29 protein-coding genes are annotated in these 24,123 nt (G+C 62.4%); 25 read left to right on the plus strand and 4 right to left on the minus strand.

Annotated features, from left to right (window positions below):
* Positions 1-622 precede the first annotated feature (622 nt).
* The 5 genes from NCN05_RS10185 (at position 623) to NCN05_RS12545 (ending at position 4,194) form a co-directional block, all read left to right on the plus strand.
* A complete protein-coding gene (locus NCN05_RS10185) occupies positions 623-1,096 on the plus strand; it encodes a hypothetical protein (RefSeq protein ID WP_250397993.1) in 474 nt (157 codons plus the stop codon).
* 125 nt (positions 1,097-1,221) lie between these two features.
* A complete protein-coding gene (locus NCN05_RS10190) occupies positions 1,222-1,749 on the plus strand; it encodes a hypothetical protein (RefSeq protein WP_250397994.1) in 528 nt (175 codons plus the stop codon).
* A 681-nt stretch (positions 1,750-2,430) separates the two neighbouring features.
* Positions 2,431-2,745, plus strand: a complete 315-nt coding sequence (locus NCN05_RS10195) for a DUF3303 domain-containing protein (RefSeq protein ID WP_250397995.1) — start codon at positions 2,431-2,433, stop codon at positions 2,743-2,745.
* Between the two features lie 632 nt (positions 2,746-3,377).
* Positions 3,378-3,902 (plus strand): dCTP deaminase, encoded by a 525-nt coding sequence (dcd, locus tag NCN05_RS10200; RefSeq protein WP_250397996.1) that lies wholly within the window; start codon positions 3,378-3,380, stop codon positions 3,900-3,902.
* A gap of 166 nt (positions 3,903-4,068) precedes the next feature.
* Positions 4,069-4,194: a hypothetical protein gene (locus NCN05_RS12545; RefSeq protein WP_284500621.1), complete on the plus strand. Its 126-nt coding sequence runs from the start codon at positions 4,069-4,071 to the stop codon at positions 4,192-4,194.
* A 248-nt stretch (positions 4,195-4,442) separates the two neighbouring features.
* Here the strand turns inward: NCN05_RS12545 and NCN05_RS10205 are convergent, their stop codons facing one another.
* The 3 genes from NCN05_RS10205 to NCN05_RS10215 all read right to left on the minus strand — a co-directional run bounded on the left by NCN05_RS10205 (position 4,443) and on the right by NCN05_RS10215 (position 6,283).
* Positions 4,443-4,733: a 2Fe-2S iron-sulfur cluster-binding protein gene (locus NCN05_RS10205; protein WP_025362165.1), complete on the minus strand. Its 291-nt coding sequence runs from the start codon at positions 4,731-4,733 to the stop codon at positions 4,443-4,445.
* Between the two features lie 772 nt (positions 4,734-5,505).
* Complete coding sequence (locus NCN05_RS10210) at positions 5,506-5,775, minus strand: hypothetical protein (RefSeq protein ID WP_250397997.1); 270 nt, start codon at positions 5,773-5,775, stop codon at positions 5,506-5,508.
* Positions 5,776-5,809: 34 nt separating this feature from the next.
* A complete protein-coding gene (locus tag NCN05_RS10215) occupies positions 5,810-6,283 on the minus strand; it encodes a CBS domain-containing protein (RefSeq protein WP_250397998.1) in 474 nt (157 codons plus the stop codon).
* 31 nt (positions 6,284-6,314) lie between these two features.
* Between NCN05_RS10215 and NCN05_RS10220 the strand changes: the two genes are divergently transcribed.
* Entirely contained in the window at positions 6,315-6,851 is a 537-nt protein-coding gene (locus NCN05_RS10220; RefSeq protein ID WP_250397999.1) for a CDP-alcohol phosphatidyltransferase family protein, read from the plus strand.
* Here NCN05_RS10220 and NCN05_RS10225 read toward each other — a convergent pair.
* On the minus strand, positions 6,820-7,740 hold the full coding sequence (locus NCN05_RS10225) for an NAD-dependent epimerase/dehydratase family protein (RefSeq protein WP_250398000.1): 921 nt from the start codon (positions 7,738-7,740) through the stop codon (positions 6,820-6,822). The genes NCN05_RS10220 and NCN05_RS10225 overlap by 32 nt on opposite strands.
* A gap of 71 nt (positions 7,741-7,811) precedes the next feature.
* Here NCN05_RS10225 and hisA point away from each other — a divergent pair, with 71 nt between their 5' ends.
* From hisA to fba, 19 genes are all read left to right on the plus strand, one after another.
* Positions 7,812-8,579: a 1-(5-phosphoribosyl)-5-[(5-phosphoribosylamino)methylideneamino]imidazole-4-carboxamide isomerase gene (hisA, locus tag NCN05_RS10230; RefSeq protein ID WP_250398001.1), complete on the plus strand. Its 768-nt coding sequence runs from the start codon at positions 7,812-7,814 to the stop codon at positions 8,577-8,579.
* Between the two features lie 128 nt (positions 8,580-8,707).
* Positions 8,708-9,076 (plus strand): Fur family transcriptional regulator, encoded by a 369-nt coding sequence (locus tag NCN05_RS10235; RefSeq protein WP_226424454.1) that lies wholly within the window; start codon positions 8,708-8,710, stop codon positions 9,074-9,076.
* 68 nt (positions 9,077-9,144) lie between these two features.
* Positions 9,145-10,740: a DUF3685 domain-containing protein gene (locus tag NCN05_RS10240; protein WP_250398029.1), complete on the plus strand. Its 1,596-nt coding sequence runs from the start codon at positions 9,145-9,147 to the stop codon at positions 10,738-10,740.
* A 15-nt stretch (positions 10,741-10,755) separates the two neighbouring features.
* Positions 10,756-11,322: a thylakoid membrane photosystem I accumulation factor gene (locus tag NCN05_RS10245; protein WP_186497352.1), complete on the plus strand. Its 567-nt coding sequence runs from the start codon at positions 10,756-10,758 to the stop codon at positions 11,320-11,322.
* 64 nt (positions 11,323-11,386) lie between these two features.
* A complete protein-coding gene (locus tag NCN05_RS10250) occupies positions 11,387-12,547 on the plus strand; it encodes a F420-0:Gamma-glutamyl ligase (RefSeq protein ID WP_250398002.1) in 1,161 nt (386 codons plus the stop codon).
* Positions 12,548-12,585: 38 nt separating this feature from the next.
* Positions 12,586-13,617: a hypothetical protein gene (locus tag NCN05_RS10255; protein ID WP_250398003.1), complete on the plus strand. Its 1,032-nt coding sequence runs from the start codon at positions 12,586-12,588 to the stop codon at positions 13,615-13,617.
* Positions 13,617-14,093, plus strand: a complete 477-nt coding sequence (ruvX, locus tag NCN05_RS10260) for a Holliday junction resolvase RuvX (RefSeq protein ID WP_115132089.1) — start codon at positions 13,617-13,619, stop codon at positions 14,091-14,093. Before NCN05_RS10255 ends, ruvX begins: the two co-directional genes overlap by 1 nt.
* Positions 14,094-14,113: 20 nt before the next feature.
* Complete coding sequence (locus tag NCN05_RS10265; protein WP_115009429.1) at positions 14,114-14,668, plus strand: DUF3727 domain-containing protein; 555 nt, start codon at positions 14,114-14,116, stop codon at positions 14,666-14,668.
* Complete coding sequence (locus tag NCN05_RS10270) at positions 14,656-15,177, plus strand: YqeG family HAD IIIA-type phosphatase (RefSeq protein ID WP_115081822.1); 522 nt, start codon at positions 14,656-14,658, stop codon at positions 15,175-15,177. The genes NCN05_RS10265 and NCN05_RS10270 overlap by 13 nt, the downstream gene beginning before the upstream one ends.
* A complete protein-coding gene (gene proB, locus NCN05_RS10275) occupies positions 15,174-16,247 on the plus strand; it encodes a glutamate 5-kinase (RefSeq protein ID WP_250398004.1) in 1,074 nt (357 codons plus the stop codon). Before NCN05_RS10270 ends, proB begins: the two co-directional genes overlap by 4 nt.
* Positions 16,248-16,282: 35 nt before the next feature.
* Positions 16,283-17,326 carry a UDP-3-O-(3-hydroxymyristoyl)glucosamine N-acyltransferase gene (gene lpxD, locus NCN05_RS10280; protein WP_250398005.1) on the plus strand — a complete coding sequence of 348 codons (1,044 nt, stop codon included), beginning with the start codon at positions 16,283-16,285 and terminating at the stop codon, positions 17,324-17,326.
* A 32-nt stretch (positions 17,327-17,358) separates the two neighbouring features.
* Positions 17,359-18,432: a 3-isopropylmalate dehydrogenase gene (gene leuB, locus NCN05_RS10285; protein WP_250398006.1), complete on the plus strand. Its 1,074-nt coding sequence runs from the start codon at positions 17,359-17,361 to the stop codon at positions 18,430-18,432.
* Positions 18,433-18,496: 64 nt separating this feature from the next.
* The gene (locus tag NCN05_RS10290; protein WP_250398007.1) at positions 18,497-19,399 is read left to right on the plus strand and encodes a phosphoribulokinase; all 903 of its coding nucleotides are present in this window, start codon (positions 18,497-18,499) and stop codon (positions 19,397-19,399) included.
* A gap of 67 nt (positions 19,400-19,466) precedes the next feature.
* Entirely contained in the window at positions 19,467-19,754 is a 288-nt protein-coding gene (locus NCN05_RS10295; protein ID WP_250398008.1) for a hypothetical protein, read from the plus strand.
* On the plus strand, positions 19,742-20,539 hold the full coding sequence (locus tag NCN05_RS10300; protein WP_250398009.1) for a prepilin peptidase: 798 nt from the start codon (positions 19,742-19,744) through the stop codon (positions 20,537-20,539). The genes NCN05_RS10295 and NCN05_RS10300 overlap by 13 nt, the downstream gene beginning before the upstream one ends.
* A 55-nt stretch (positions 20,540-20,594) precedes the next feature.
* Positions 20,595-21,476, plus strand: a complete 882-nt coding sequence (accD, locus tag NCN05_RS10305) for an acetyl-CoA carboxylase, carboxyltransferase subunit beta (RefSeq protein WP_186540812.1) — start codon at positions 20,595-20,597, stop codon at positions 21,474-21,476.
* Complete coding sequence (locus tag NCN05_RS10310) at positions 21,473-21,844, plus strand: hypothetical protein (protein ID WP_250398010.1); 372 nt, start codon at positions 21,473-21,475, stop codon at positions 21,842-21,844. Before accD ends, NCN05_RS10310 begins: the two co-directional genes overlap by 4 nt.
* Before the next feature lies 1 nt (position 21,845).
* On the plus strand, positions 21,846-22,928 hold the full coding sequence (locus NCN05_RS10315; RefSeq protein WP_250398011.1) for a Gfo/Idh/MocA family protein: 1,083 nt from the start codon (positions 21,846-21,848) through the stop codon (positions 22,926-22,928).
* A 60-nt stretch (positions 22,929-22,988) separates the two neighbouring features.
* A complete protein-coding gene (fba, locus tag NCN05_RS10320) occupies positions 22,989-24,062 on the plus strand; it encodes a class II fructose-bisphosphate aldolase (RefSeq protein WP_250398012.1) in 1,074 nt (357 codons plus the stop codon).
* The last annotated feature ends 61 nt before the right edge of the window (positions 24,063-24,123 follow it).

Genomic DNA, 24,123 nt, shown 5'->3' on the forward strand with positions numbered 1-24,123 from the left:
ACCAGATAGCAATCAACACTCGGCTCTGCAGCCCCTTCTATCGGCGGGGCTGACTTCCAACAGCCTTACCGAATCAATGATGTGAGGCCACGGAACCGCGAAGAGATCGACGTTCTCCCCGAGCGATGCGGTCCGTCCCTTAACGCTGACGAGGTGTTGTTCAATCAAGTGCAATGCACTGAATCTTTCCCGTTGTTGGAAGACGGGGTTAAGCGCAGAAAGCCAGCCCCATCACGCTTACCGTGTACTGGGACTGGATTGTCTGCCAGCTACGGGTCGCTCTCCCGTGCTGCTGCGATGGCTCACTCAGCCGTAAGAGGATATGTCGCAGGCACCATTGATAGGGAAGATCCAGTGGGGCTGCACACCATTTTTCGGAGACCTTTGGGATCAAGAATTTCTTCCGCGAATGTCCTCTAAGCAAGTCGCAATGGCTACAGAAAATCGACATATGAGCCCCTATTGGCTACTGAGCCAACGCCACTAGCGAGGCATCAACTGGGTTGACGCTGACCACGTGACCCATATCGCTTCGAGAGTCTGAATCGCTACCGCTTACATCTTTGGTCTGAGCCTTAATGGGCTTATGAGAAGGCGTTACTGGATCCCCTCCGCTGTGCTTGTGACTGTGGCTGGCGTAGCAGCTCGGGGTTACTACAGCCATGCAGACGCATTCCTTTCAAAAGCGTTAGCTGGCAATGACGTTGCATCTCCTGCTTCAAACGGCAAGCAGGCCAAAGCCCACTTTGATTTCAAGAGCGCAGGAATCATCTCTGACTTCAAAAGGTGCCACTGGACTCGTGTCCAACTCAACAAGGCTGAACCGGGATTAGGAGACAAGCATTTCAAATGTGAACAGCTCGAGTCCTATACGAAGCCTGCCGAAAGGTTGAAGGCTGCTTCGCGTCAGGGCTTAGTTAAAAACTGTGAGCATGCGATCAAGGCTGCTCTCTGGGATCCAGTGAGTTATGTCTTCGTAGATCACCTGTACGTCGCAAACGAAATCAACGGTGTCGATGTTCGTTTGACTTACTTGGAAAACGACGGTTATGGCGGTCGTGATCAGTGGCAAACAACCTGCAGCTACCAACTGTGATCAACGTCGACCACGGTGGGCATTACACACTCGAACCGATCCGGCGACCCAAATCGTTACCCCCTGATTAGTACAGAAGCAAATGGGCTGGGCTCCAGAGGCGAAATGCAGGCACAATTAATGGTATGAAAAAACTTCTGCTGCTTCTTCCGCTGCTTTTGCTGGCAGCTTGTGAACCCGCGGAGCCGACAGCCGCTCAGGTAGCAGAAAGGCTTCAAGCGCAAATCAATGAGCTTCTCGAAGAGGTGGACAAGAGCCTCGAGAAGGTCGCAGACCTTGACCTTGATGGGCTGTGCGCCAACAGCGGCAGGATCACTGCAGGGATGGACTTGCTTGTTCCTCGATACCGAGCGTTTGCAGTCCTGATGGAGGAACTAGGAGATATGCAGCAAGCCTTACTGGCAGGGGGAGCAGCCAATCAGTTCGCAGTGGATGTCCAAAAAATCAGACGCGACTGCGCCACAAGGGTCGCAGCCCCTCGATCTCAACCTGAGTCGTCAGTAAATCAATCGACTGATAAACCGGTTTCAGACGTTGAGGATATGGCTATGACCAGTAGTGAGGAGAACCCTTCAGAACATCCTCTAGCTTCTGACTCAACCTCGCCGCGTACATCACCTCAATCTCAAGAAGCAATGGCGGTGCCGGAATAAGGGCAAGACATTCGACTGCATTGTCTTCTCACTTCACCTGTTGCGGGTAGTCGGCTCAAGGTCAGATGACGTTCGTGATCAGCTGCTGTTGTGGGTCACCAGTCAAACCCTCCAGTTCGCTTAGTGATTTGCCAAGGTGAGGGAAGCCCTTATCCAGGTTTCGTTGCCCGAGGGCTTTTTATAGACAAGCGAAGCCACCCCCTACTCAGAGGTGTCCTCGCCGCTCTCAGAGGTGCAAATCAACTGCGAGCAATTCAATTTTAGTCCTGGTGTTTAACGACCTGACGCATTACTTGCTACACAAGCGGAATAGCCAGGGGCCATGATTGATCTATGGCAATGAAATCCAAGAAGTTGAAGAAGGCCAACCATGTCGCGCATTGGCAAAAGACGTACATCAAAAGGATTAGGCAGCGGTTTGGTCTGAGCAGATACCAAATGCTCTGGATCACCTTCGGGAAAGGTCTACTGATTGGTTTCTTCTTGGCGTTATTGCTTCACGGCTGACCTGCTATCCGACCCGGCGTGATGCGGTGGTTTGCGCTGAACTCGTCACCCACGTCGTTCCCAACTTTTGGACCCATAAGGGGCTGGTTAATCTCCTCAAGCTGGCTGAAGTCGCCTGCGCTGCGTTGCGTTCAGGATGTCAGTGCTAGAAGGTGGCTTCACTTTTGAGAACAGATGCAGCTTTACAACGTCACTTGGCAGTTCCCTGAGATCGAAGGGCAAAAGGCTGCTTACGCCAAGTTGATTGAGTACATGGCTAGCGGCGCAGAAGGTGATCACATTGACGGCTTCGAGTTGATCAGCCGCACTCACTGCCCTCAAACCGGTAGTGGCGTAGTGATCTGCAAAGCAGAAAGCAGCATGGTGCTGTTCAAGCATTTCGCCCCCTGGCGCGCGATGTTCGGTGTGGAATTCGATATGCAGCCTGCTTTCACCGATGAGGAAGCCTGTGCATGCCACAAGGAGTTGTTCGAAATGATGGGGGACTGATTCAGGCTCACACCCTGAAAAGTGCTTTTGCAGCCCCTGCCGCGGCGGGGGTTTTTATTGCCTGAGCAGAGGTACAAAAAAGCCGGGTCATCACACCCGGCCCTATGCGCAGATGGACCTGTCTATCGGGTGACAGGTGACGAGCAAGGGAGCAGCAATGCCCATCCCTTCACCGCCTGGTTTCACCGGTGGGGGATTGGTGGCGCGGGACGCTGCGCACTGGAAGGAGCGATACAGCTGCTTGATCAGCCGTTCGCCGGCTTGGTCAGCTTGTAGAGGTTCAAGGCGAAGAGCGCAATGCCGAAGCTGCCGAAGGCGATGAGCAGGTCTTGGGTGGTGAAGGCCACAGCTCTCGTTACAAAACTTTGTTGACTAATGTAACGGAGGCGCAGGGATGCGTCGTCAAGTCGTTTCGAGGGGGCTGTGGGCGGTCCTCTTTTTTTATGACCTACCCCTTTGGTGCCATCAAGACAGACCTCGAAAAAGCCTTCCGGCTTCCCGACGCTCCACCGCTTGAGCAGCCTCAGACGCAAGATGCTGTCGAGCTGAGCGAGTCAGAACGGTCGACGGTTCTGTTTGAGCACCCAGGCATCTGAGGCGTTCATACTCATGGCCCAGCAGGGGATCAACCCATGGCGGTGCTTGGACGTCAGGCCATTCTTCAAGCGATCGACGATGGCCTGATCTCGATCACGCCCTTCAATGCCGACCATGTTGGGCCGGCATCGGTGGATCTCACCCTCGGCTCCACGTTTCGCGTGTTCCGCAAGGTTCATGAAGTGATCGAGGTTCGCGATCACACCGACTACCGCGAATGCACCGACAAGCTGGAGATCCCTGAGGGCGGCCACATCCTGATCATGCCGGGGGAGACCGTCCTGGGGATCACCCGCGAGCGGGTCAGGCTCGGCCCAGGCCTTTGCGGTTGGCTTGAGGGCCGCAGTCGCTTCGCACGCTTGGGGCTGATGGTGCACATCAGTGCACCGTTCATGGGGCCGGGGATCGACAGTCAGCAGGTGCTGGAAATGAGCAATTTCGGTCCGGCTCCACTGGCGGTGGTGCCGGGCACGCTGATCTGTCAGTTCATCTTCCAGCGCATGGATGGTGAAGAGCACTACGCGGGCCGCTTCGCTGGGCAAAGCCAGAGCAGTTTTTAGGAGGGTTGCCTTTCGTCATCCTGATTACTTCCTTTGAGAGGAATTAAGTAACTCAACGTTGGTATCAAGCCGTTAACTCACTGCACCGCAGCGGGTTTACATAACTCATCGGAGATGTACATCCTCCGCAATGTTTGCCCTTCCGATTCTCTTTAGGTTTGTCCTGTTGGCGTTCGTCGGAGCAACCGTTGCATCTGTGGCTAACTCCAAAAAAGACTTTGCCTTGCTTGCTGGTGTTTTTCTGTTGGGTCTCGGAGCCTTAGAAGCAGTCCTTGCTTTCTTTGGTGTCTAATCCTGGCGGCGAGCCTTGCTTGGCAAGCGAAGCAACGCCCTTGGAAGCTAGCTTCGCCGCTCCTAGCAGGTGTAAATCAACAGGAGAAGCATGGCGGCATTGGGCGCCTATCCCTGATGACTTCCGCCTGGGCGAATTAGGTGGTCGCTGAATGGAATGAATTGAGCTGGTCAAAAAAGGGGGACGGGCATCGATTGTTCCCCGGCGGGAGTCTTCGGTCTTGAATCTTGAGGATGGGGTTGGTCAGCTCAGAGGTCTTCTTCGGCTTCTCCTTTGATCTGACAATCACTTGTTGGGTAAGCCACGCAAAGCAGGGCAAAGCCTTTGGCGATCTGTTCGTCGTCCAGGAAGCTCTGATCTGATTGATCTAGAGAGCCGCTCGAGAGCTTGCCTGCACAGGTGGAGCAGGCGCCAGCTCGGCATGAATAGGGCAGATCAGCACCCGCTTCTTCCGCCGCATCAAGGATGTACTGATCGTCGGCACAGGCAAAGCTGGAGGAGCCTTCCGATGTGGTGATCGTGATTTGATACGAAGCCATTGGTTTCAATCAATGCATGCATCAATCAAAAATCCAATTGGATGGCGCTGCTGATGCATTCAAGGAAGACTTCGGGATCGATGTAGCAAGTCATACCGGATTGATTTCGATGTTCTTGATCACTGATTTTGCAGATCAGATTGATTGCTATTGAGGGGGGTGGTCTAATTGCTCGACTCAGAAAACCCCAGTTGCACTCAGGCAAATCAGGGTTGTGGCGAGCAGCACCCAGCCCACCAGCTGAAGCCATTGCGTGAGTGGCGTTCCCATGGCTTGTCAGTCGAGTGGGTCGTCCCAAAGCGGTGGTTCATCAAATTCTTCCAACAGCGAGTTGGCTTCTAACTCCTTGCCAGCCAGCAGCAGTTGAATCACTTGATTCCAGATGAATCGAGTCAGGCGTTCTGCCTCCTTACCCTGATGCCCGGTCTCGAATTTGATCGGAGGCACATCACCTGTGTCGTCGTGAAATCGTGAGATGAGCGACACAGGGCTGGGCGCATCAACTGCTCCGTCGTAACTCTCCTGGTTCGACGGTTGACGTATCAACTGACTCCGTTTGTTCGCACACGTTGAAAGCCAAACAAGGCCTCGCCATGGGCAACACAGCGGCGCATGCTCGAGCCATGCAACCCAAAAGATCAGAAAGCTTAGAGGTTCTCGCGGCTGTTGTGGTCACCGCCGGCCTGGTGGCAGGGAACCTCGTGCTGTTTTCGCCGTTGCGCGTGGACAACCGCGTGCCGCCTGCCCCGGTATCGCAAACGGCGGAACGCCCTTAGCGCTTGAACACGCCGTTGCAGTCGCCTGGAGCAGGCTTCACAAAGCAGTGACCCTCTACAGACCAGTACCCCAGGGCAGGAAAAGCCAGGCCTTGGGCCCGGGCTTCGGCATTCACCGCATCAACGCCTTTGGCCTGGATCAGCACGTTGCCCTCGCCCTCCACCAGGTCCAGGAAAGCCATTTCCTCGGTCTCGGCCGTGGGGTTGGCGTAGCCATGCAGGGGAACAACCACCAGCAGACAGGCCATGAGTAAGGAGCGCAGCATCGGCCTGGAAAGGGGGAACGAACGATGAGTTGAATCAGCCGTCTTGATGGGCGGCGAGGGCACGCACCACGTCGCCTCTGGTGATCACTCCGACGGGACATTGGTTGCTGTCCAGAACAAACAGGCGTTGCGTGCCCCGTTCATGCAGCTGGGATGCCGCCTTGGGCAGCGCTAACGCCGTATCGCAGCTGTGGGAGTCCTTGCGCATCAGATCGCTCACCTTGGTGCCGAGCACCTGGTGCACCTGCTTGTCCCAGTTCAAGGGATTGCGCAGGTAGATCACGCTGTCCAAAAGCATCACGTAGGGGCCGGCGTCAACACCGCTCTCCCGCACCATCAGATCCTGCTCCGTCAGCTCGCCGATCAGACGCCCCTCTGCATTCACCACCGGCAAACCACTCACGTGGTGGTCGCTGATCATCTGAACGGCCTGCTGCAGCGGGGTGTCGGGCGTGACCGTCAGCACCGGCTGGGTCATCACATCAGCAACCGTCAGCTGCAGGACCATGATCAAGGTTCAGCTCCTCACATTCTGAGCGTTGTTTCTGTCTTTGCGTTCGATTGCCAACGGGCTCACCGTTGCGCGAGCCGTTGCCGGTTTCCCGCTGATCCTTGCCCTGCAGTTCGGCTGTCAGGGCTGGGCCTGGTGGTTGCTGCTGCTGGCCGGGCTCAGTGATGCGGCCGATGGCTGGCTGGCCCGGCGCGCCGGGGGTGGCAGCAGCTGGGGAGCCCGCCTCGACCCCCTCACCGACAAGGTGCTGATCGCGGCACCGTTGCTCTGGCTGGCGTCGTCCGCTGTGCTGCCGCTCTGGGCGGTTTGGTTGTTGCTGGCCCGTGAATTGCTGATCTCGGGCTGGCGCTCCCAGGCCAGTGATGGTGGGCCGGCTTCGCTTTCGGGCAAAGCCAAGACGATTCTTCAGTTCCTCAGCCTGCTGCTGATGCTCTGGCCCTCCGGCTGGATCGCTGCTGCCGGGCTTCAGAGCCTGGGCTGGTGGCTGTACTGGCCCTCCCTCGCCCTGGCTCTGAGCTCAGCTCTGGGCTACATCACGCCCCGATCAGTGCCTCGTCAGAACTGAAGTCTGGCGCTGCGGTTGGGTTCAGGGCGTAGTCGTTGGCGTAGCTGTCGGCCAGGCCCTTGGCCAGGTCGAAGCTGGGTTGCCAGGCCAGTTCGCGTTCCACCCGGGTGATGTCGGTGAGGAAGTGATTGAGCCGCAGCGGGAAGGCCTTGCGCGCCTTGGGGTCCAGATCGCTGGGGTTGAAGCTGCGCAGCTCGAGGCCATCGGGATCGCGGCCGCAGGCCACGGCGGCGGCGCGGATCAGGCCCCGGAAGCTGATGCCCTGCTTGCCAGAGCAGTTGTAGATGCGATTGGCGGCAGCATCCACCTCGATGCAACGGGCCATCGCTTCCGCCAGATCCTCCACATGGCCCAGTTGGGTGATCGTGGTGCCGTCACCGGGCAGCGGAATCGGGCGGTTGTGAACGATGCGATCGAAGAACCAGCGTTCCACCGGGTTGTAGTTGCCCGGGCCATAGATGTAGGTGGGCCGGAAGCTCGTGAAGGGGATGCCTTCCTTGCGCAGCCAGGCCTCGGTGTTGGCCTTGCCGGCGTGACGGCTCTGGGGATCGGTGGGGCTGGATTCATCCAGGGGCCACTGCTCCGAATCGGCGTACACCCCGGCTGAACTCACGTACACAAAGCGATGGCTGGGGGCCCCGGTGATAGCCACCACGCGGCTGCTGTCCTCTTGCTTGCGTCCGGAGCTGTCGACGATCACATCGAAGCTGCGGCCCTGCAGCGCGCTGAGGCCTTCATCGCTGCTGCGATCGCCACACAGGTGTTCCACGCCGGCGGGTACGGGGTTCTTGCCGCGGGTGAACAGGGTGAGTGCATGGCCCTGGGCCTGCAGGCGGGCCACCAGGGGCCGGCCCACGAAGCGGGTTCCCCCCATCACCAGGATCTTCATGCACTTGGGCCCAAAAAGCGCAGCCATTGAAGCGTGGCGCTGCAGGATGGAGGGTCTCTGGTCCGACCCCGATGGAGATCATTCCCGCCATTGATTTGCTCGATGGAGCCTGTGTTCGGCTTCACCAGGGGGATTACGACCAGGTGACCCGCTTCAGTGAGGATCCTGTGGCGCAGGCCCTCAGCTGGCAGAGCCAGGGGGCAACCCGTTTGCATCTGGTGGATCTCGATGGCGCCAAACGGGGTGAGCCGATCAATGACGCAGCGGTGCGGGCCATCACCGCCGCGCTCGACATCCCTGTTCAGCTCGGTGGTGGTGTGCGCTCGCTCGAGCGCGCCGAAGAATTGATCGCCTGTGGCCTGGATCGGGTCATCCTCGGCACGGTGGCGATTGAACGGCCGGAGTTGGTTCAGGAGTTGGCCCAACGCCATCCCGGTCGCATCGTGGTGGGCATTGATGCCAACGATGGCCGGGTGGCCACCCGGGGCTGGGTCGAGCAGAGCGATGTTCTGGCCACCGATCTGGCCAAGCAGTTCAGTGCCGCCGGCATCGCGGCGATCATCACCACCGACATCGCCACCGATGGCACCCTCGCCGGCCCCAACCTGGAGGCCCTGCGAACCATGGCGCAGTGCAGCGCTGTTCCGGTGATCGCCTCCGGTGGCATCGGCTGCATGGCCGACCTGCTCTCGCTCCTGCCCCTGGAGCCCCTTGGTGTGATGGGGGTGATCGTTGGCCGAGCCCTCTACGACGGCCGTGTCGACCTGGCGGAGGCCATCGCCGCGTTGGGTGAGGCAAGGCTTCAAGACGTCACCGCCGTGGCGGCAGACATCGCCTGAGCTGGCCTAGGGCCTTATGGTTGAAGAAGCAGGCCTCTTCTGTGGTAAGTGCAGCCGCCGGCAAGAGCAGCACGCCGTCCCCCGCGGGCAGCTTGCAGGAGGTGTTTGAGCAGTGCCGGCGGCTGGGGATGCGCCTCAGCCGTCAGCGGCGCATGGTGCTCGATCTGCTCTGGAGCGAGAAGAGCCACCTCAGCGCCCGCGACATCTTTGAACAGCTGAATCTGAGGGGCCGCAGCATCGGCCATACCTCGGTGTACCAGAACCTCGAAGCCCTTCAGTCGGCTGGGGTGATCGAGTGTCTCGACCGCGCCAGTGGTCGCCTGTACGGCTACCGCAGTGATCCCCACAGCCATCTCACCTGTCTAGACAGCGGTTCGATCGAAGACATCGACGTTGTTCTCCCCGACGATCTGTTGCGTCAGATCGAACAGCGCACCGGCTTTCGCATCGAGTCGTACACCCTGCAATTGAACGGCCGGCGCACCCTGGAGAACTGAGCAGAAGCTCGTTACCTTGAGCTCAACTGTTTCGGGCTCAACCCTTGGTCTCCCCTTCGCCGGTGCGGATGTTGCTACTCGCTCCGGATCTGCTCGGGGAGTCGCTGGCGCTGAAACTCACCTCCTCCCGGGACGATTGGGAGGTGGTGCTTCGCCCTGAACGCCTGACGGGTGCCCCGGCGTTGGTGATCTGGTCGATCGACAGCGTGGCCTCATTGGCGTCGCTTCAGCAGGAGCTGTTCGCTCTGCAGGAGCGCTGGCAGCCCGCCCCGGTGCTGCTGCTGCTGCCCAGCGAGTTACGCCTGTCGCGGGAGCAGCTGCTGGAGCTGCCCGCGGCCGGCCTGCTGCAGAACGTCGATGCCCAGGGCCTGCAGAACGCCATCGAAACCCTGTTGCAGGGCGGACGGGACATTCGCCTGGAGGCTGCGCCGGAGACGCCAAGCCAGCAGCAGACCATGGGCCTGGGCCAGTGGCTGCTGGTGAGTGGCCTGCAGCAGGTGAGCCGGGACCTGCAACGGGTGGAGGCCCTGCTCAATCCACCCCCGGAGCAGCCGTTGCTGTTCCTGCTGCTGCAGGGGCGCCGCCGTGAATTGCGCTTCGCCAAGGGCTTGCTGCTCTGGCTATGGGGGCCACTGCAGATGGGCCTCGAGCATGCAGAACCCCTGGGCCCCTCCGTCTCCAGCGATGGATCACCCACCACCACGGCGATCAGCCTGCGCGAACGCAATGCCGTTGCTGTATGGGATGCCATCCGCGACCGCATCGATGCATCGGTTCAGGCTGGATTGACCAATTCCACCGGCCGTTTGCTGGCAATTGAGGGCCTGCACCCGGATCGTCGCCGGGAGTTGCTGCTGGCCCTGTTGCAACAGCTTGATCAGGTCCTGCAGCGCCTGCGCAGCCGCCAGGACGCCACGGCGATCGCTCAGGCCTGGGATTCGTTGCAGCCCGAGTTGCGCCAGCAGGCCCTCACCGCCCTGGCCGGCAGTTACGTCCAGATCCCCTGCGACGGCGAGCTGCAGCCGGTGGTGGCTTCGCTGCTCAGCCGCGCTGATCTCACCGGCGCCGACGGCGAGCTGCCCGATCCAACCGGAATGCTGGCGCCGCTGGTGGCCGATCAACCGATGCTGGTGAACGGCCTGCTGCTGCCGGCCGATGACCCCAGGGCCTTCCTGCAACTCGAAACCCTGGTGAGCAATTGGCTGGTGAGGACGGCGGAACTGATTGGTGCCGAATTGCTCGATGCCTGTGGTGACTGGCCGGAGCTGCGCCGTTACCTGCTGCGGGACCCCCTCCTGGCCACCCGGGAACTCGACCGGCTCAGGAACCGCTTGAACACCCAGCTGCGTTGGGCGGATTGGGTGGAGCGCCCCATTCAGCTCTACGAAAGCCAGCGCACCCTGTTTCAGTTGCGCTCCGGTCGCATCGAACCGCTGCTACTGACGGAGCCCCGCGACAAGGAGCTCAATCAGCTGGGTTGGTGGCAGCGGCAGGTGGCCTTGCTCCTGGAAGCCCGGGATGCCCTCGCACCCCAGGTGCAGGCCCTGGTGCGCCGCATCGGCGACCTTGCCGTGATCCTGCTCACCCAGGTGCTGGGGCGCGCTATCGGTCTGGTGGGGCGGGGCATTGCCCAGGGCATGGGACGCAGCTTCGGCCGCGGTTAGGCCCCTGGGTCCACAATGGCGATCCGCTGCTTCGGCTTGATGCTTGCTTTGGTGCGCTGTCTGATCACCGTTTCGATCGCGCTGCTGCTCCATGTCGCACCAGCCGCCGCTGTGTTGAACAGCGACAGCTACGACGGCAACATCTATGCCCTCTACGCCGGCAATGGCTCGTTGGTTCCCCCCGCCAGCACCCTGGAGGAGTCCCTCGCTGAGGGACGCACGGCCGTGATCGTCTACTACCTGGACGACAGCGCCGTGAGCAAACGCTTCGCTCCGGTGGTGTCGGAACTGCAACGGCTGTGGGGCCGCAGCATCGATCTGCTTCCCCTCTCCACCGATCCGCTGCAGGGCCGTGAAGCGCTGGGGGCCGGAGATCCAGCCACCTATTGGTCCGGAACCATTCCGCAGGTGGTGGTGATCGGCACCGATGGCCGGGTTGTGCTTGATCAGAACGGTCAGGTTCCCCTGGCGGCGATCAACGACGCCATCAGCGCCTCCACCGGTCTTCCCGCTCCGGATCTGGGACGCATTGATCAGGAAGGCAGCTTCAACGAAGTGAACATCGAAGTCACCGCCAACTGAGACGCCCACCGCCATGGCGCCTACGCTGCCGGCCAGTTGTCCCGGTCGCTGAGCCGTATCCGCTGTGTCGCTGCTGCTTGCTCCGCTCGGCCTAGGACTTGCTGTGGCCTGGCTGGAGCTCCGCCATCGCCTCAGACCCGCCTCACCGTTGCGGATGATGCCTCGCGACTGGCGGGTTGATGATCTGGGCGGGCGGCTCCGTATCGAGGGGGTGCTGGAGATCAGCAACCCCCACCCCCGCATGGAGATTTTTGTGCCGGAGCTGCGGGTCGAGCCCGTGCTGCTGGGGTCCTCTGATCCCGCCGGCCTGGAGGTAACAACGCGGATCATTGCCGACCATCCCGACGAGGAGACCCGCGCAGACGGCTACTGGGCGGCCTACATCGTCAAAGGACGCAAAACCACGCGTGCCCGGGTCTCGATCGAGATCACCGGCCCGACCCCATCCGCTCGGGTCGACAGCCTCTGGGTGGATGCCCACTGGGTGAATTACGGACCCTTCGGTCGCCTGCAGCGCCGTCAGGGCGTGCTGGTGCCCTTGAGCCGTCCCCAACCCCTGCAGCCCGATCAAGCCCGCTTCCGCCAGGGGGAAGGCTGCCGTGTCTTGCCGCTGCGCACCCACCTGCTCGGTCCCCTGGACGACGCCATCGACGTCCTGCGCACCTACGCCGCTGATCTGGTGCAGCCCGGCGACATCCTCACCATCGGCGAGACCCCCGTGGCTGTGATCCAGGGTCGCTACCGCCACCCCAGTGAGGTGGAGCCCGGCATGGTGGCGCGCCTGGCCTGCCGTGTGTTTCACCCCACCAGCAGCCTGGCCACGGCCTGCGGGATGCAGACCTTGATCGATCTGGTGGGGCCCACCCGGGTGCTGGCCGCCTGGCTGGGGGGTCTGCTGATGAAGCTGGTGGGCATCCCCGGTGGCTTCTATCGCCTCGCCGGGGATCAGGCTCGCTTGATCGACGACATCACCGGCACCACACCGCCCTATGACCAGACCATTGTTCTGGGGCCATCCCGGGCTGAGCAGTTCTGTCGTGATGCTTCTGCCGAACTCGGGGTCGAAGTTGCCATCGTTGACGTCAACGACCTTGGCCGAGTGAAGGTGCTGGCCTCCAGCCCCGGCTGTGATGAGGCCTTGCTGGGCCGGGCCCTGCGTCCCAATCCCGCCGGCAATGCCAATGAGCGCACCCCCCTGGTGTTGGTGCGGCCAGGCCTGGAATGAGCGATACATTGTGAGCAGTTGGGGTTGGAGGGTATCCGGTGACAGAACCCAAGACCACCTCCATCCGCATTGAGCCCCTCAATCCGGCCCACCTGGCCCAGTGGGTTCAGGATGCGCCGATCGATCAGCTCTCACGTTTTCAGGGCTTTCTGATCGGTGAATGGCTCTCCAGGGTCGAGCAACGCTTTCCCGATCTGCTCCCCAGCCGCTCGCCCCGTTGCCTGATGGCCCTCGCGGGGGATCGCCCGGTGGCCAGTGTGGTGGCCCGGCCGTTCAACCGCCGCGGCAGCTGCTGGATCCTTCATTTGCCGGTGCTGCTGGGCCCGCTGGACAATTACAGCCATCGCACCATTCAGCAGTCCCTGCTTCAGCAGGCTCTGCAGTCGTGGACTGCTCAGATTTGCAGCTGGGTGATCCGCTGCCCGGCCACCGATGCCGATGCCATTGCCCTGCTGCGGGAGCTGGGCTTTCAACCGCTTCGTCCGTACCAGTGCTGGTGTCCACCAGGGGCTGGGGTTGATCCCCATGGCACCGATCAGTTGCCAGGGGGTATGCGCTGGGCGGCCTTGAACCGCCGCACCGCCCAATTGCTCTGGCCGATCGAGCAGGGGGGCAGCCACAGCCACCTGCGTCAGATCACCGACCGCCATTGGCTGGATCTGCTGGACCGCAACGGCCCCGGCTGCGGCGTGCTGATGGCTGGAGATGCTGTGTTGGCGGGCTGCATCCGCCTTCCCGATGCGGGAGAGGCCGGGTTCCTGGAACTGATGCGCGACGTCGCCTGGGATCCCCGGCTGGATCAGGCCCTTCCCCAGGTTTTGAACGGGATCCTTCAGCGCGGCCGCCCCCGCGGGCTGCTCACGGCCTTTGACGATGCCCCCCTCAGCCGGATCCTGGAGGCGGAGGGCTGGACCCGTGGCGACGAGCAGCTGCTGCTCGGACGCAGCATGTGGCGGCGTCAGTCACCCCAGCGCAACCTGCAGCTGACCCGATCGCTCGATCAGGTGCTGGGCCGATTGCGGCCTCAGGGCACACCCTTGCCCACACCAAGCCTGGGTGATCGGCACTGATGCGGCCGCGTCCCTGTTCGATCCTCAGCCTCGATGTGGGCCGGCGGCGCATCGGCCTGGCCGGCTGCGATGCCCTGGGCATCAGCGTCACGCCCCTCGCCGCCCTGCGTCGTGGTCGCTTTGATGCGGATTTGGTCGTTCTGCGGGCCCACTGCCGTGAACGGTCGGTGCAGGGGCTCGTGGTGGGTTTGCCTCTGGATGCCGCGGGCCAGCCCACGGCCCAGGCGGAGCATTGCCAGCGTTACGGCCTACGGCTGGCTGCCGCCCTCGATCTGCCCTTGGCCTGGGTGAATGAACACAGCAGCACCTGGGCGGCCGGTGAACAGTTCGGGCTGACGGGCGATCGCAGCGGACGTCTGGACAGTGCAGCTGCTGCCCTGCTGCTGGAGCAATGGCTGGCGGAGGGTCCGGAGCTCAAACCGGCCCAACAGAGTGCGTCAAGGTCGGGCGCCGGGGCGGGCGATGGTGGATCCTGAGCCCAGTCAGAGCCGCGTCGATGTCTGAGTCGGGCCCCGGTAAGAGCAGCGATCACCCCACCCTGCTGGTCCGCGACCGCGAGGGCCACGACCTGCTGTGCTTCCTCGAGCATCTGATCCCCATCGAGGGGCAGGACTACGCCCTGCTCTCGCCGGTCGACACACCGGTTTCGCTGTTTCGGCTCAATGACGATGCAGAGCCGGTGCCGATTACGGAAGTTGCCAGCAGCGAGCCGATTCTCTCGGTGGCTGATGTGGTGCTCCAGGAGCACGACTTGGTTCTGGTGCGATCGGCGATCACCCTCACCGTCAGTGGTGAACTGGAGGAGCCGGATCAGGACGAGCTCGACGAGCTGGAAGAGGACGACGACGTTGATGAGGATGCTGAGACCTTTGAGCTGCTGGTGAGCTTCATGGTCGACGCGGAGGAATACGGCCTTTACATCCCCCTTGATCCGTTCCTGGTGTTGGTGCGGATGGTGGATGGCCAGGCTGTGCTGCTGAGCGACGATGAGCTCGACCGCGTTCAACCCCTGATTGAGGCGGAACTGGAGGAGCGTGAATGGCCGGATTGACGGCACAGCATTGGTTGACCCCCGATTGGGATCCCCACCTCACCATTGCCCAGCTTTCGCTGCCTCACCTCACGGCCCACGGCCTGAAGGCCGCCGTGATCGACGTCGACCGCACCCTTCTGCCCGGTCGTGACGTGACCCTGCCAGGGCCCGTGCGCGACTGGCTGGTGGATGCCGGCCGCCGCCTGCAGTTGCATCTGTTCAGCAACAACCCCTCCCGCGATCGGATTGCTGCCGTGGCTGATCAGCTGCAGGTCAGCTTCACCTTTGGGGCCGGCAAGCCCCGCCGTGGCGCCTTGCGCAGCGTTGTTCGTGATCTCGCGCTGCCCCCGGAGGCGATCGCGATGATCGGCGACCGCCTGTTCACGGATGTGCTCTGCGGCAACCGAATGGGGCTCTACACGGTGTTGGTTCGACCGGTTCGAGACGATGGCAAGCCCTGCCGCCATGACCGGGTGCAGCGGTTTGAACGCGCCATGGCCCGCGTGATGGGGGCGCCTTCAGCATGACCCTGTGGGTCGTGAAAATCGGCACCAGCCTGCTTCGGGGGGAGACCGCCACCAAGATTGATGGCTACGCCCGCTGCTTCGCAGGGGCCATGGACCGCGGTGACCATGTGGTGCTGGTCACCAGTGGTGCCGTCGGCCTGGGCTGCCAGAAGTTGGCCCTCACCAACCGACCCGACACGGTGGTGGCCCTGCAGGCGGCTGCAGCCATCGGCCAGGGCGCGCTGATGGCGCTGTATGAACGGGCCATGGAACGTCATGGTCGTTCCGTGGCGCAGGTGCTGTTGACCCGCTCCGACCTGGCCGATCGCCGTCGGTATCAGAACGCTTCGGGCACCTTGCGGCAGCTGCTGAGCTGGGGGGTGCTGCCGGTGATCAATGAGAACGATGCCCTTTCGCCGGCGGAGTTGCGCTTCGGCGACAACGACACCCTCTCGGCGTTGGTGGCCGCCGCCGTTGAAGCCCAGCAACTGATCCTGCTCACGGATGTTGATCGCCTCTATTCCTCGGATCCGCGGGTGGATGCCAACGCCGAACCGATCTCGGATGTTCGCCACCCTCGGGAGCTGGACTCCTTGGAACAGGGGGCCGGCGACGGGGGGCGCTGGGGCACCGGCGGCATGACCACGAAGTTGTCGGCAGCCCGCATCGCCACCGCCAGTGGCATCACCGTTCAGCTCGCCGATGGCCGCGACCCCGCGCGTCTCGAGGCTTTGCTGTTGGGCGAACGGGGGGGAACGGTGTTCCATCCCCACCCCGAACCCCTGGGCAACCGACGCAGTTGGCTGGCCCACGTGCTTCGGCCTGAGGGTGAACTGCAGCTGGATGCGGGGGCCTGTGCAGCGCTGCAGCACCGTGGTGCGTCCCTGCTGCTGGTGGGTGTGACGGCGGTGCGGGGTGAGTTCGCCGCCAATCAACCCGTTCAGTTGCTGGACCCCGATGGAGAGGACCTGGGCCGTGGCCTCTGTTCGATGGACAGCGACCAGCTGCGGGCCGCGATGAATGACCCATCGCCGGGGGAGTCCTCCCCGGTGGTGGTGCATCGCGATGGTCTGGTGCTTCGCAGCCGTTAACCACGTCTACGATCCGCCGGACTGCCCTGGCCTCCATGCGTTTCAGCACCCTGATTAAGGTTCTGCAGACCGGTGATGCAGGTCTGCGCTGGAGCCAGCCGGGCTTGGACCCATGGCTTGAGGGTGCCGCTTCACTCGATCAGGCCTCAGCCGCGCAGCTCAGCTTTCTGGAGAAGGGCAACGCCCTCACCGCGGCCTTGGGCGCCAGCGGCGTGGGTGCCCTGTTGCTGCCCGACCAACAGGATCTGATTGATCTGGCTTCGCAGCGTGGCATCGCCTTTGCGGTCTTCGCGGATCCGCGTCTGGCCTTTGCTGAAGCCCTCGATCAGTTGCATCCCCGCCGCCGGCCCTTGGCGGAGATTCACCCTTCGGCGGTGATCGATGAACGGGCTGTGGTGGGCCCCGGTACAGCGGTGGGCCCGCGGGTCTGCATCGGGGAGGGAAGCCGTCTTGGTGCCGACTGCATCGTTCACCCCGGGGTGGTGATCTACGACAACGTGGTGGTGGGTGATGGCTGTGAGCTGCACGCCAATGCCGTGCTCCACCCCGGCAGCCTTCTCGGGCGTGGCTGTGTGGTGAATTCCAATGCCGTTGTCGGATCTGAGGGCTTTGGCTTCGTGCCGACGGCCAAAGGTTGGCGAAAAATGCCGCAGACCGGCCAGGTGGTTCTTGAAGACGGCGTTGAGGTGGGTAGCGGCACCACCATTGATCGCCCTTCCGTCGGTGAGACCCGCATTGGTGCCGGCACCAAGATCGACAACCTTGTGCAGATCGGCCATGGCGTCACCACCGGCCGTGGCTGTGCCTTCGCCTCCCAGGTGGGCATCGCCGGCGGCGCCCACATCGGCCAGGGGGTGATCCTGGCGGGCCAGGTGGGGGTCGCCAATCGTGTTGTCGTCGGCGATCGCGCCATCGCCAGCTCCAAGACCGGCATTCACACTGATGTGGCCCCCGGAGCGGTGGTGAGTGGTTTTCCCGCGATTCCGAATCGCCTCTGGCTGCGCTGCGCCACCACCTTCAGCAAGCTGCCGGAGATGGCCAAGACCCTGCGGGAGCTCAAGCGGGACACCCCTCAGTAACCTCAGCGGTCGACCTGCCGTACCGCACCGTCATGGCTCAGCACCGCGTTGTTCTCCTGCCCGGTGATGGCATCGGCCCCGAGATCACCGCTGTCGCCCGTCAGCTGCTTGAGGTGGTGAGCCAGCGCCATGGCTTTTCGTTGAGCTTTGAGGAGCAGCCCATCGGTGGCAGCGCCATCGATGCCACCGGTGAGCCGTTGCCCGCCAGCACCCTGGAAGCCTGCAAGGCAGCCGATGCGGTGTTGCTCGCCGCCATCGGCAGCCCCCGTTTCGACAGCCTTCCCCGAGAGAAACGCCCGGAAACCGGCCTGCTTGGCCTGCGCGCCGGCATGGAGCTGTTTGCCAATTTGCGGCCGGTGAAGATTGTTCCGGCCCTCATCGATGCCAGCAGCCTCAAGCGTGAGGTGATCGAGGGGGTGGACCTGATGGTGGTGCGGGAACTCACCGGGGGGATCTACTTCGGTCAGCCCAAGGGACGCATTGAGACCGAGGGGGACGAGCGCGGCTTCAACACCATGACCTACTCCGCCTCGGAGGTGGATCGGATCGCGAAGGTGGCCTTTGAGATCGCCCAGGAGCGGCGGGGCCGGCTCTGCTCGGTGGACAAGGCAAATGTGCTCGATGTGAGCCAGCTCTGGCGGGATCGCGTGGATGCCATGGCGTCCAGCTATAGCGCTGTGGAGGTGAGCCACATGTATGTGGACAACGCGGCGATGCAGCTGGTGCGTGATCCGCGCCAGTTCGATGTGCTGCTCACCGGCAACCTCTTCGGCGACATCCTCAGCGATGAGGCGGCGATGCTCACCGGCTCCATCGGCATGCTGCCCTCAGCCTCCCTCGGCAGTGAGGGCCCTGGTCTGTTTGAGCCTGTGCACGGTTCAGCCCCCGACATCGCCGGTCAGGACAAGGCCAATCCCATGGCCATGGTGCTGTCGGCCTCAATGATGCTGCGCATCGGCCTAAAGCAGGCCGCGGCTGCCGATGATCTTGAGGCCGCTGTGGATGCCGTTCTGGCCGGTGGCTTCCGCACGGGTGATCTCATGGCAGAAGGCTGCACCCAGCTGGGTTGTCGCGCCATGGGTGAGCAATTGCTCAAAGCTCTGTAAGCCAGAGATTGGTGCAATCGGGCCCTGATCTGGCAAGATCGCCGGGCCCGTAGTCCCTGCGTCGATGTCGAAGCGTCATCCGGTTGTCGCTGTTACCGGTTCTTCCGGAGCTGGAACCAGCACCGTCAAGCGCGCCTTCGAGCACATCTTTGCGAGGGAAGGCATTACCCCTGCAGTGGTGGAAGGCGACAGCTACCACCGCTACGAGCGGATGCCCATGAAACAGGCCATGGCGGATGCCCTGGCCAAGGGTGAGAACTTCTCCCACTTCGGCCCTGAGGCCAACCTCTTCGACAAGCTCGAGGAACTGTTCCGCACCTACGGCGAAACCGGTGCTGGTCAGAAGCGCTATTACCTCCACAGCGTTGAAGAAGCGGCTGAACACAACGCTCGTCTTGGCGTCAACCTCGAGCCGGGTCAGTTCACGCCTTGGGAAGACATCCCGACCGGCACTGACGTGCTGTTCTACGAAGGCCTCCATGGCGGTGTGAAGGGCGAGGGCTACGACGTGGCCGCCCTGGCCGACCTCCTGGTGGGTGTGGTGCCGATCACCAACCTTGAGTGGATTCAGAAGATCCACCGCGACAACGCTGAGCGTGGTTATTCCGCTGAGGCGATCGTTGACACGATCCTGCGCCGGATGCCTGATTACATCAATCACATCTGCCCGCAGTTCAGCCAGACCGACATCAACTTCCAGCGTGTTCCCACCGTGGACACCTCCAACCCCTTCATCTGCCGGAACATCCCGACCCCGGATGAAAGCTTCGTGATCATCCACTTCCGCAAGGGTGCTCGTGAGAAGTGGGGAATCGACTTCGGTTACCTGCTGAACATGATCCACGATTCCTTCATGTCCAGCCCCACCAGCATCGTGGTGAACGGCGGCAAGATGGGCTTCGCCATGGAACTGATCCTCACTCCGATCATTCACCGCATGATCGAAGATAAGAACAAGCTCAGCTGATCGCTTCTCCTATCAACAATCGTCTCTACAATGGGCCCATCTGAGTGATCAGGTGGGCTCTATTTCTTTGTCAACGCCCTCCTTTGAAATCCGCGGAGCCTCGGGGGCGCCCTCGTCTCCCCGCTGGGATCTCATTGACAGCCGCTCGCTGATCGCCCAGGCCCGTCGCATTTATTTCGCCTATCTCTCCAGCACCCCTGCGGGGCAGGAGCCTCTTGGTGTGGTGGTGGATCCGCAGGAACCCGATGGCCGCGTGGTCTTCGAGACCCCTGTTCTTCTGCCGGACGAAGAGTTCATTGCCATCGATCTGATCCGGGGACGCACGAGCCGTGGTCGGACCCGATGGAAGGGTTGATCCTGGCTTGGACCGGCCTGCTGGGCGCCTGCGTCGGCAGCTTCACCAACGTGGTGGCCTGGCGCTTGCCCCGTCAGGAATCGGTGGTCTTTCCCGGCAGCCACTGCCCCAAATGCGGCCATGCCATCCGCTGGCATGACAATCTCCCCTTGCTCGGTTGGCTGCTGCTGAGGGGCCGCTGCCGCGACTGTGATGCAGCGATCAGCTGGCGTTATCCCGCCGTGGAGGCCCTGAGTGCCGGCCTCTGGATCTCGGCGCTGTTGGTGTGGCCTGGTGCTGGTGGGGGGCTCCCTAATCTCTGGCTCCCCTGGGCTGGTCTCCCCCTGATCGCGCTGCTATTGCCGCTGGTGTTGATCGATCTGGATCACCTTTGGCTGCCGGAGCCCCTGTGCCGCTGGGGGGTGGTGCTGGGCCTGCTCGTCAGCACGGCTGCTGGCATTCCTGTTCTGGCCAATCATTTGATCGCTGCGGTGCTGGCCCTGCTGCTGTTGGAAGGTCTCAGTGCCCTGGCCGAACGGTTGTTGGGACAGCCTGCGCTGGGCCTGGGCGATGCCAAGTTGGCGGCGCTGGGTGGGGCATGGCTGGGCCCCGGGGGCATCGCAGCGGCGATGGCCCTTGCGGTTGTTTCGGGAGCCTTGGTTGGAAGCGCCGCTCGCCTCAGTGGCCGGTTGGGCCCCAGGGAACCATTCCCGTTCGGTCCCTTCATTGCCCTGGGCATCTGGCTGGTCTGGTTGACCGGTCCGCAGTGGTGGTGGAGCACCTGGGTGATGCTGTTGGGCGCTTGATTCCCCAGCGTCGATTCCCAGTCCGGCTTTTAATGGTGTGAGCTGACAGCCCTGTGTGTCTCTGTTCGATTGGTTTGCTGATCGCCGCAAGGGTCAGTACGTCGCCAACATCAAGCAGGAACCCGATGAAGGCGATGGGCTGTGGAGCAAATGCCCGGAGTGTGGTCAGGTCGTTTATCTCAAAGACCTGAAACTCAACGCCAGTGTTTGCGCCAACTGCGGCCATCACCACCGGATCGATAGTGCTGAACGCATCGCACTTATTGCGGACCCCGACAGCTTCCAGGTGCTGAATGCGGATCTGTCACCGGTGGATCCCCTCGGATTCAAAGACCGGCGCGCCTACGCCGACCGGCTGCGGGAAAGTCAGGCTTCGACGGGGCTACGGGATGGTGTCGTCACCGGGCTCTGCCGGGTGGAAGGCATCCCCATGGGTCTGGCAGCGATGGACTTCCGCTTCATGGGGGGATCGATGGGCTCGGTGGTCGGGGAGAAAATCACCCGTCTGATCGAGGAGTCCACCGCCCGCAAGCTGCCGCTACTGATCGTTTGTGCCTCCGGCGGTGCCCGGATGCAGGAGGGGATGCTCAGCCTGATGCAGATGGCGAAGATCTCCGGAGCGCTGGAACGCCACCGCGAAGCCGAGCTGCTCTACATGCCCTTGCTCACCCACCCCACCACGGGGGGTGTGACCGCCAGTTTCGCCATGCTGGGCGACCTGATCCTGGCGGAACCGAAGGCGTTGATTGGTTTTGCTGGGCGCCGGGTGATCGAGCAGACCCTGCGGGAGAAGCTGCCCGACAATTTCCAGACGGCTGAATACCTGCAGGAGCACGGCTTCGTGGACACGATCGTTCCCCGCACCCAGCTGCGCTCCACCCTGGCCAATCTTCTGCGCCTGCACGGCTGCAAACCGATGGAGCTCACCAGCGCATGATCCGAGCTGGTTGTGTGCTGATCCTGGCCTTGGTCTGCTGGGTGGCCCCCGTGCTGGCGGGCCCCGTGGAATGGATCGAGGTGCCTGCAACCGACGCGGGCCAGCAGTGGTGGGATCGCGGCAGTGTGCGCATCGATCGGGATGGATACCGAACCGTGCTCAGCCGGTTCACCCCAGCGGCCACTCAAGATGGAGAGCAGCCCTCCGGCGAGCTCTATGTGATGCAGCTGGACTGCTCCCAGGAGCTGTATCGCGACAAACAGGTGAATGGTTTGCCGCGTTTTCGTGCCCAATGGCAGCCTGCCGGGGATGACGGTCTGATCACCTCAGTGATTGAGGCTGTCTGTGCCGAACCCCTCTCCAGCTGAGATGTCCCCACAGCCCCTTGGTGTTGCCGTCGCCGGTCTCGGCTTCGGGGAGAAGGTGCACCTGCCGGCCCTTGCAGCAGCGCCTGATCTTGAGGCGGTGGCGCTTTGGCACCCGCGCCAGGAGCGCTTGGATGCCGCCACGGCTGCCCATGGCTTGAAGGGATTCAGCGACTGGGATGCCCTGCTGGCTTATCCCGCGGTGGATGCGGTGATCATCGCCACACCCCCTGCACCCCGCTTCGACCTGGCCCGACGGGCCCTGGAGGCGGGCAAGCACCTGCTGCTGGAGAAGCCCATCGCGCTGCATGCCGATCAAGCCCGCGAGCTGCAGCGGTTAGCCCTGGCACGGGGGCTGTCGGTGGCTGTGGACTACGAATACCGCGCTGTGCCCCTGTTCATGCAGGCCGCACGCCTTCTGCAGGCCGGTGCCGTCGGCACACCCTGGCTGGTGAAGCTCGACTGGTTGATGGGCAGCCGTGCCGATCCCCAGCGCGGCTGGAACTGGTATGCCCAAGCGGATCAGGGCGGCGGTGTGATCGGAGCGCTCGGAACCCATGCCATGGACATGCTGGCCTGGCTGATCGGTCCCCTGGGGAGCGTCCAGGCCCTGAACAGCGTTTCGATCAAGCAACGCCCTCATCCCGATGGTGGTCTGGCCGCCGTGGATGCTTCCGATGTGTCGCTGCTGCAGACCGTGGCCCATTGGCAGGGCAGGCAGGACCTGCCGGTGCCGGCGCAGGTCAGCCTCAGTTCCGTGTCGCGTAACGGTCGCGGGTTCTGCCTGGATGTGGTGGGGTCGTCGGGATCGCTGCTGCTCAGCAGCACCAATCAGAAGGACTACGTGCATGGCTTTGAGCTGCAGCACGCCCCGCTCGGTGAGCCCTTCCGCGCCGTGGAAGCCGATGCCGACTTCGCCTTTCCGGAAACCTGGACGGATGGCCGCATCGCCCCTGTGGCCAGGGTGCTGGGCTGGTGGGCCGAGAGCATTCGCTGTGGGCAACCGATGCTGCCTGGACTGGCCGAGGGCGTGGCCAGTCGTGTGGCCTGCGATCAAGCAGCAGGCAGCACATTGGATCTTGCGTAACACGCGGTAAAATTGCCGGCGATTCGTCTTTGACGACCCCAACCCTCCGAGGATTTATCCATGGCGCTCGTTCCGCTTCGGCTCCTGCTCGACCACGCCGCTGAGAACGGCTACGGCATTCCTGCGTTCAACGTGAACAATCTGGAGCAGGTCCAGTCCATCATGGAAGCGGCTGACGAGACCGACAGTCCTGTGATCCTCCAGGCCTCCCGCGGCGCCCGCAGCTACGCCGGTGAGATCTTCCTGCGTCACCTGATCCTGGCCGCAACCGAGACCTATCCCCACATCCCCGTGGTGATGCACCAGGACCACGGCAACGCTCCTGACACCTGCTACTCCGCTGCCATCAACGGTTTCACCTCCGTGATGATGGACGGTTCCCTGGAAGCCGACGCCAAGACTCCCGCCAGCTACGACTACAACGTCAACGTCACCAAGCAGGTGGTGGACTTCGCCCACTCCGTGGGTGTGAGCGTTGAGGGTGAGCTGGGTTGCCTGGGCTCCCTGGAAACCGGCAAGGGTGAAGCCGAAGACGGCCACGGTTTCGAGGGCGAGCTGTCCAAGGACATGCTGCTCACCGATCCCGCTGAGGCTGCCGACTTCGTCGCCAAGACCAAGTGCGACGCCCTGGCCATCGCCATCGGCACCAGCCACGGCGCTTACAAGTTCACCCGCAAGCCCACGGGTGAAGTGCTGGCCATCAGCCGCATCGCTGAGATCCACAAAGCCATCCCCAACACCCACCTGGTGATGCACGGCTCCTCCTCCGTTCCCCAGGAATGGCTGGAGATGATCAACAAGCACGGTGGTGCCATCCCCGAGACCTACGGCGTTCCCGTCGAGGAAATCCAGGAAGGCATCCGCAACGGTGTGCGCAAGGTGAACATCGACACCGACAACCGTCTCGCCTTCACCGCTGCTGTGCGTGAAGCGGCCATGGCCGATCCTTCCAACTTCGACCCCCGCCACTTCAACAAGCCTGCTCGCAAGTACATGAAGCAGGTCTGCCTGGACCGTTACCAGCAGTTCTGGGCTGCCGGCAACGCCAGCAAGATCCAGCAGCAGAGCATCACCTACTACGCCGGCCTCTACGCCAAGGGTGCTCTTGATCCCAAGGCTGCCGTCGCTGCCTGATCATCACGATCAATGGATTCAATCACTGGGGGCCGAAAGGCCCCCTTTGTTTGTGGTGCTG

It is taken from the genome of Synechococcus sp. MU1651 (assembly GCF_023630635.1).
Taxonomy (GTDB): Bacteria; Cyanobacteriota; Cyanobacteriia; order PCC-6307; family Cyanobiaceae; genus Parasynechococcus.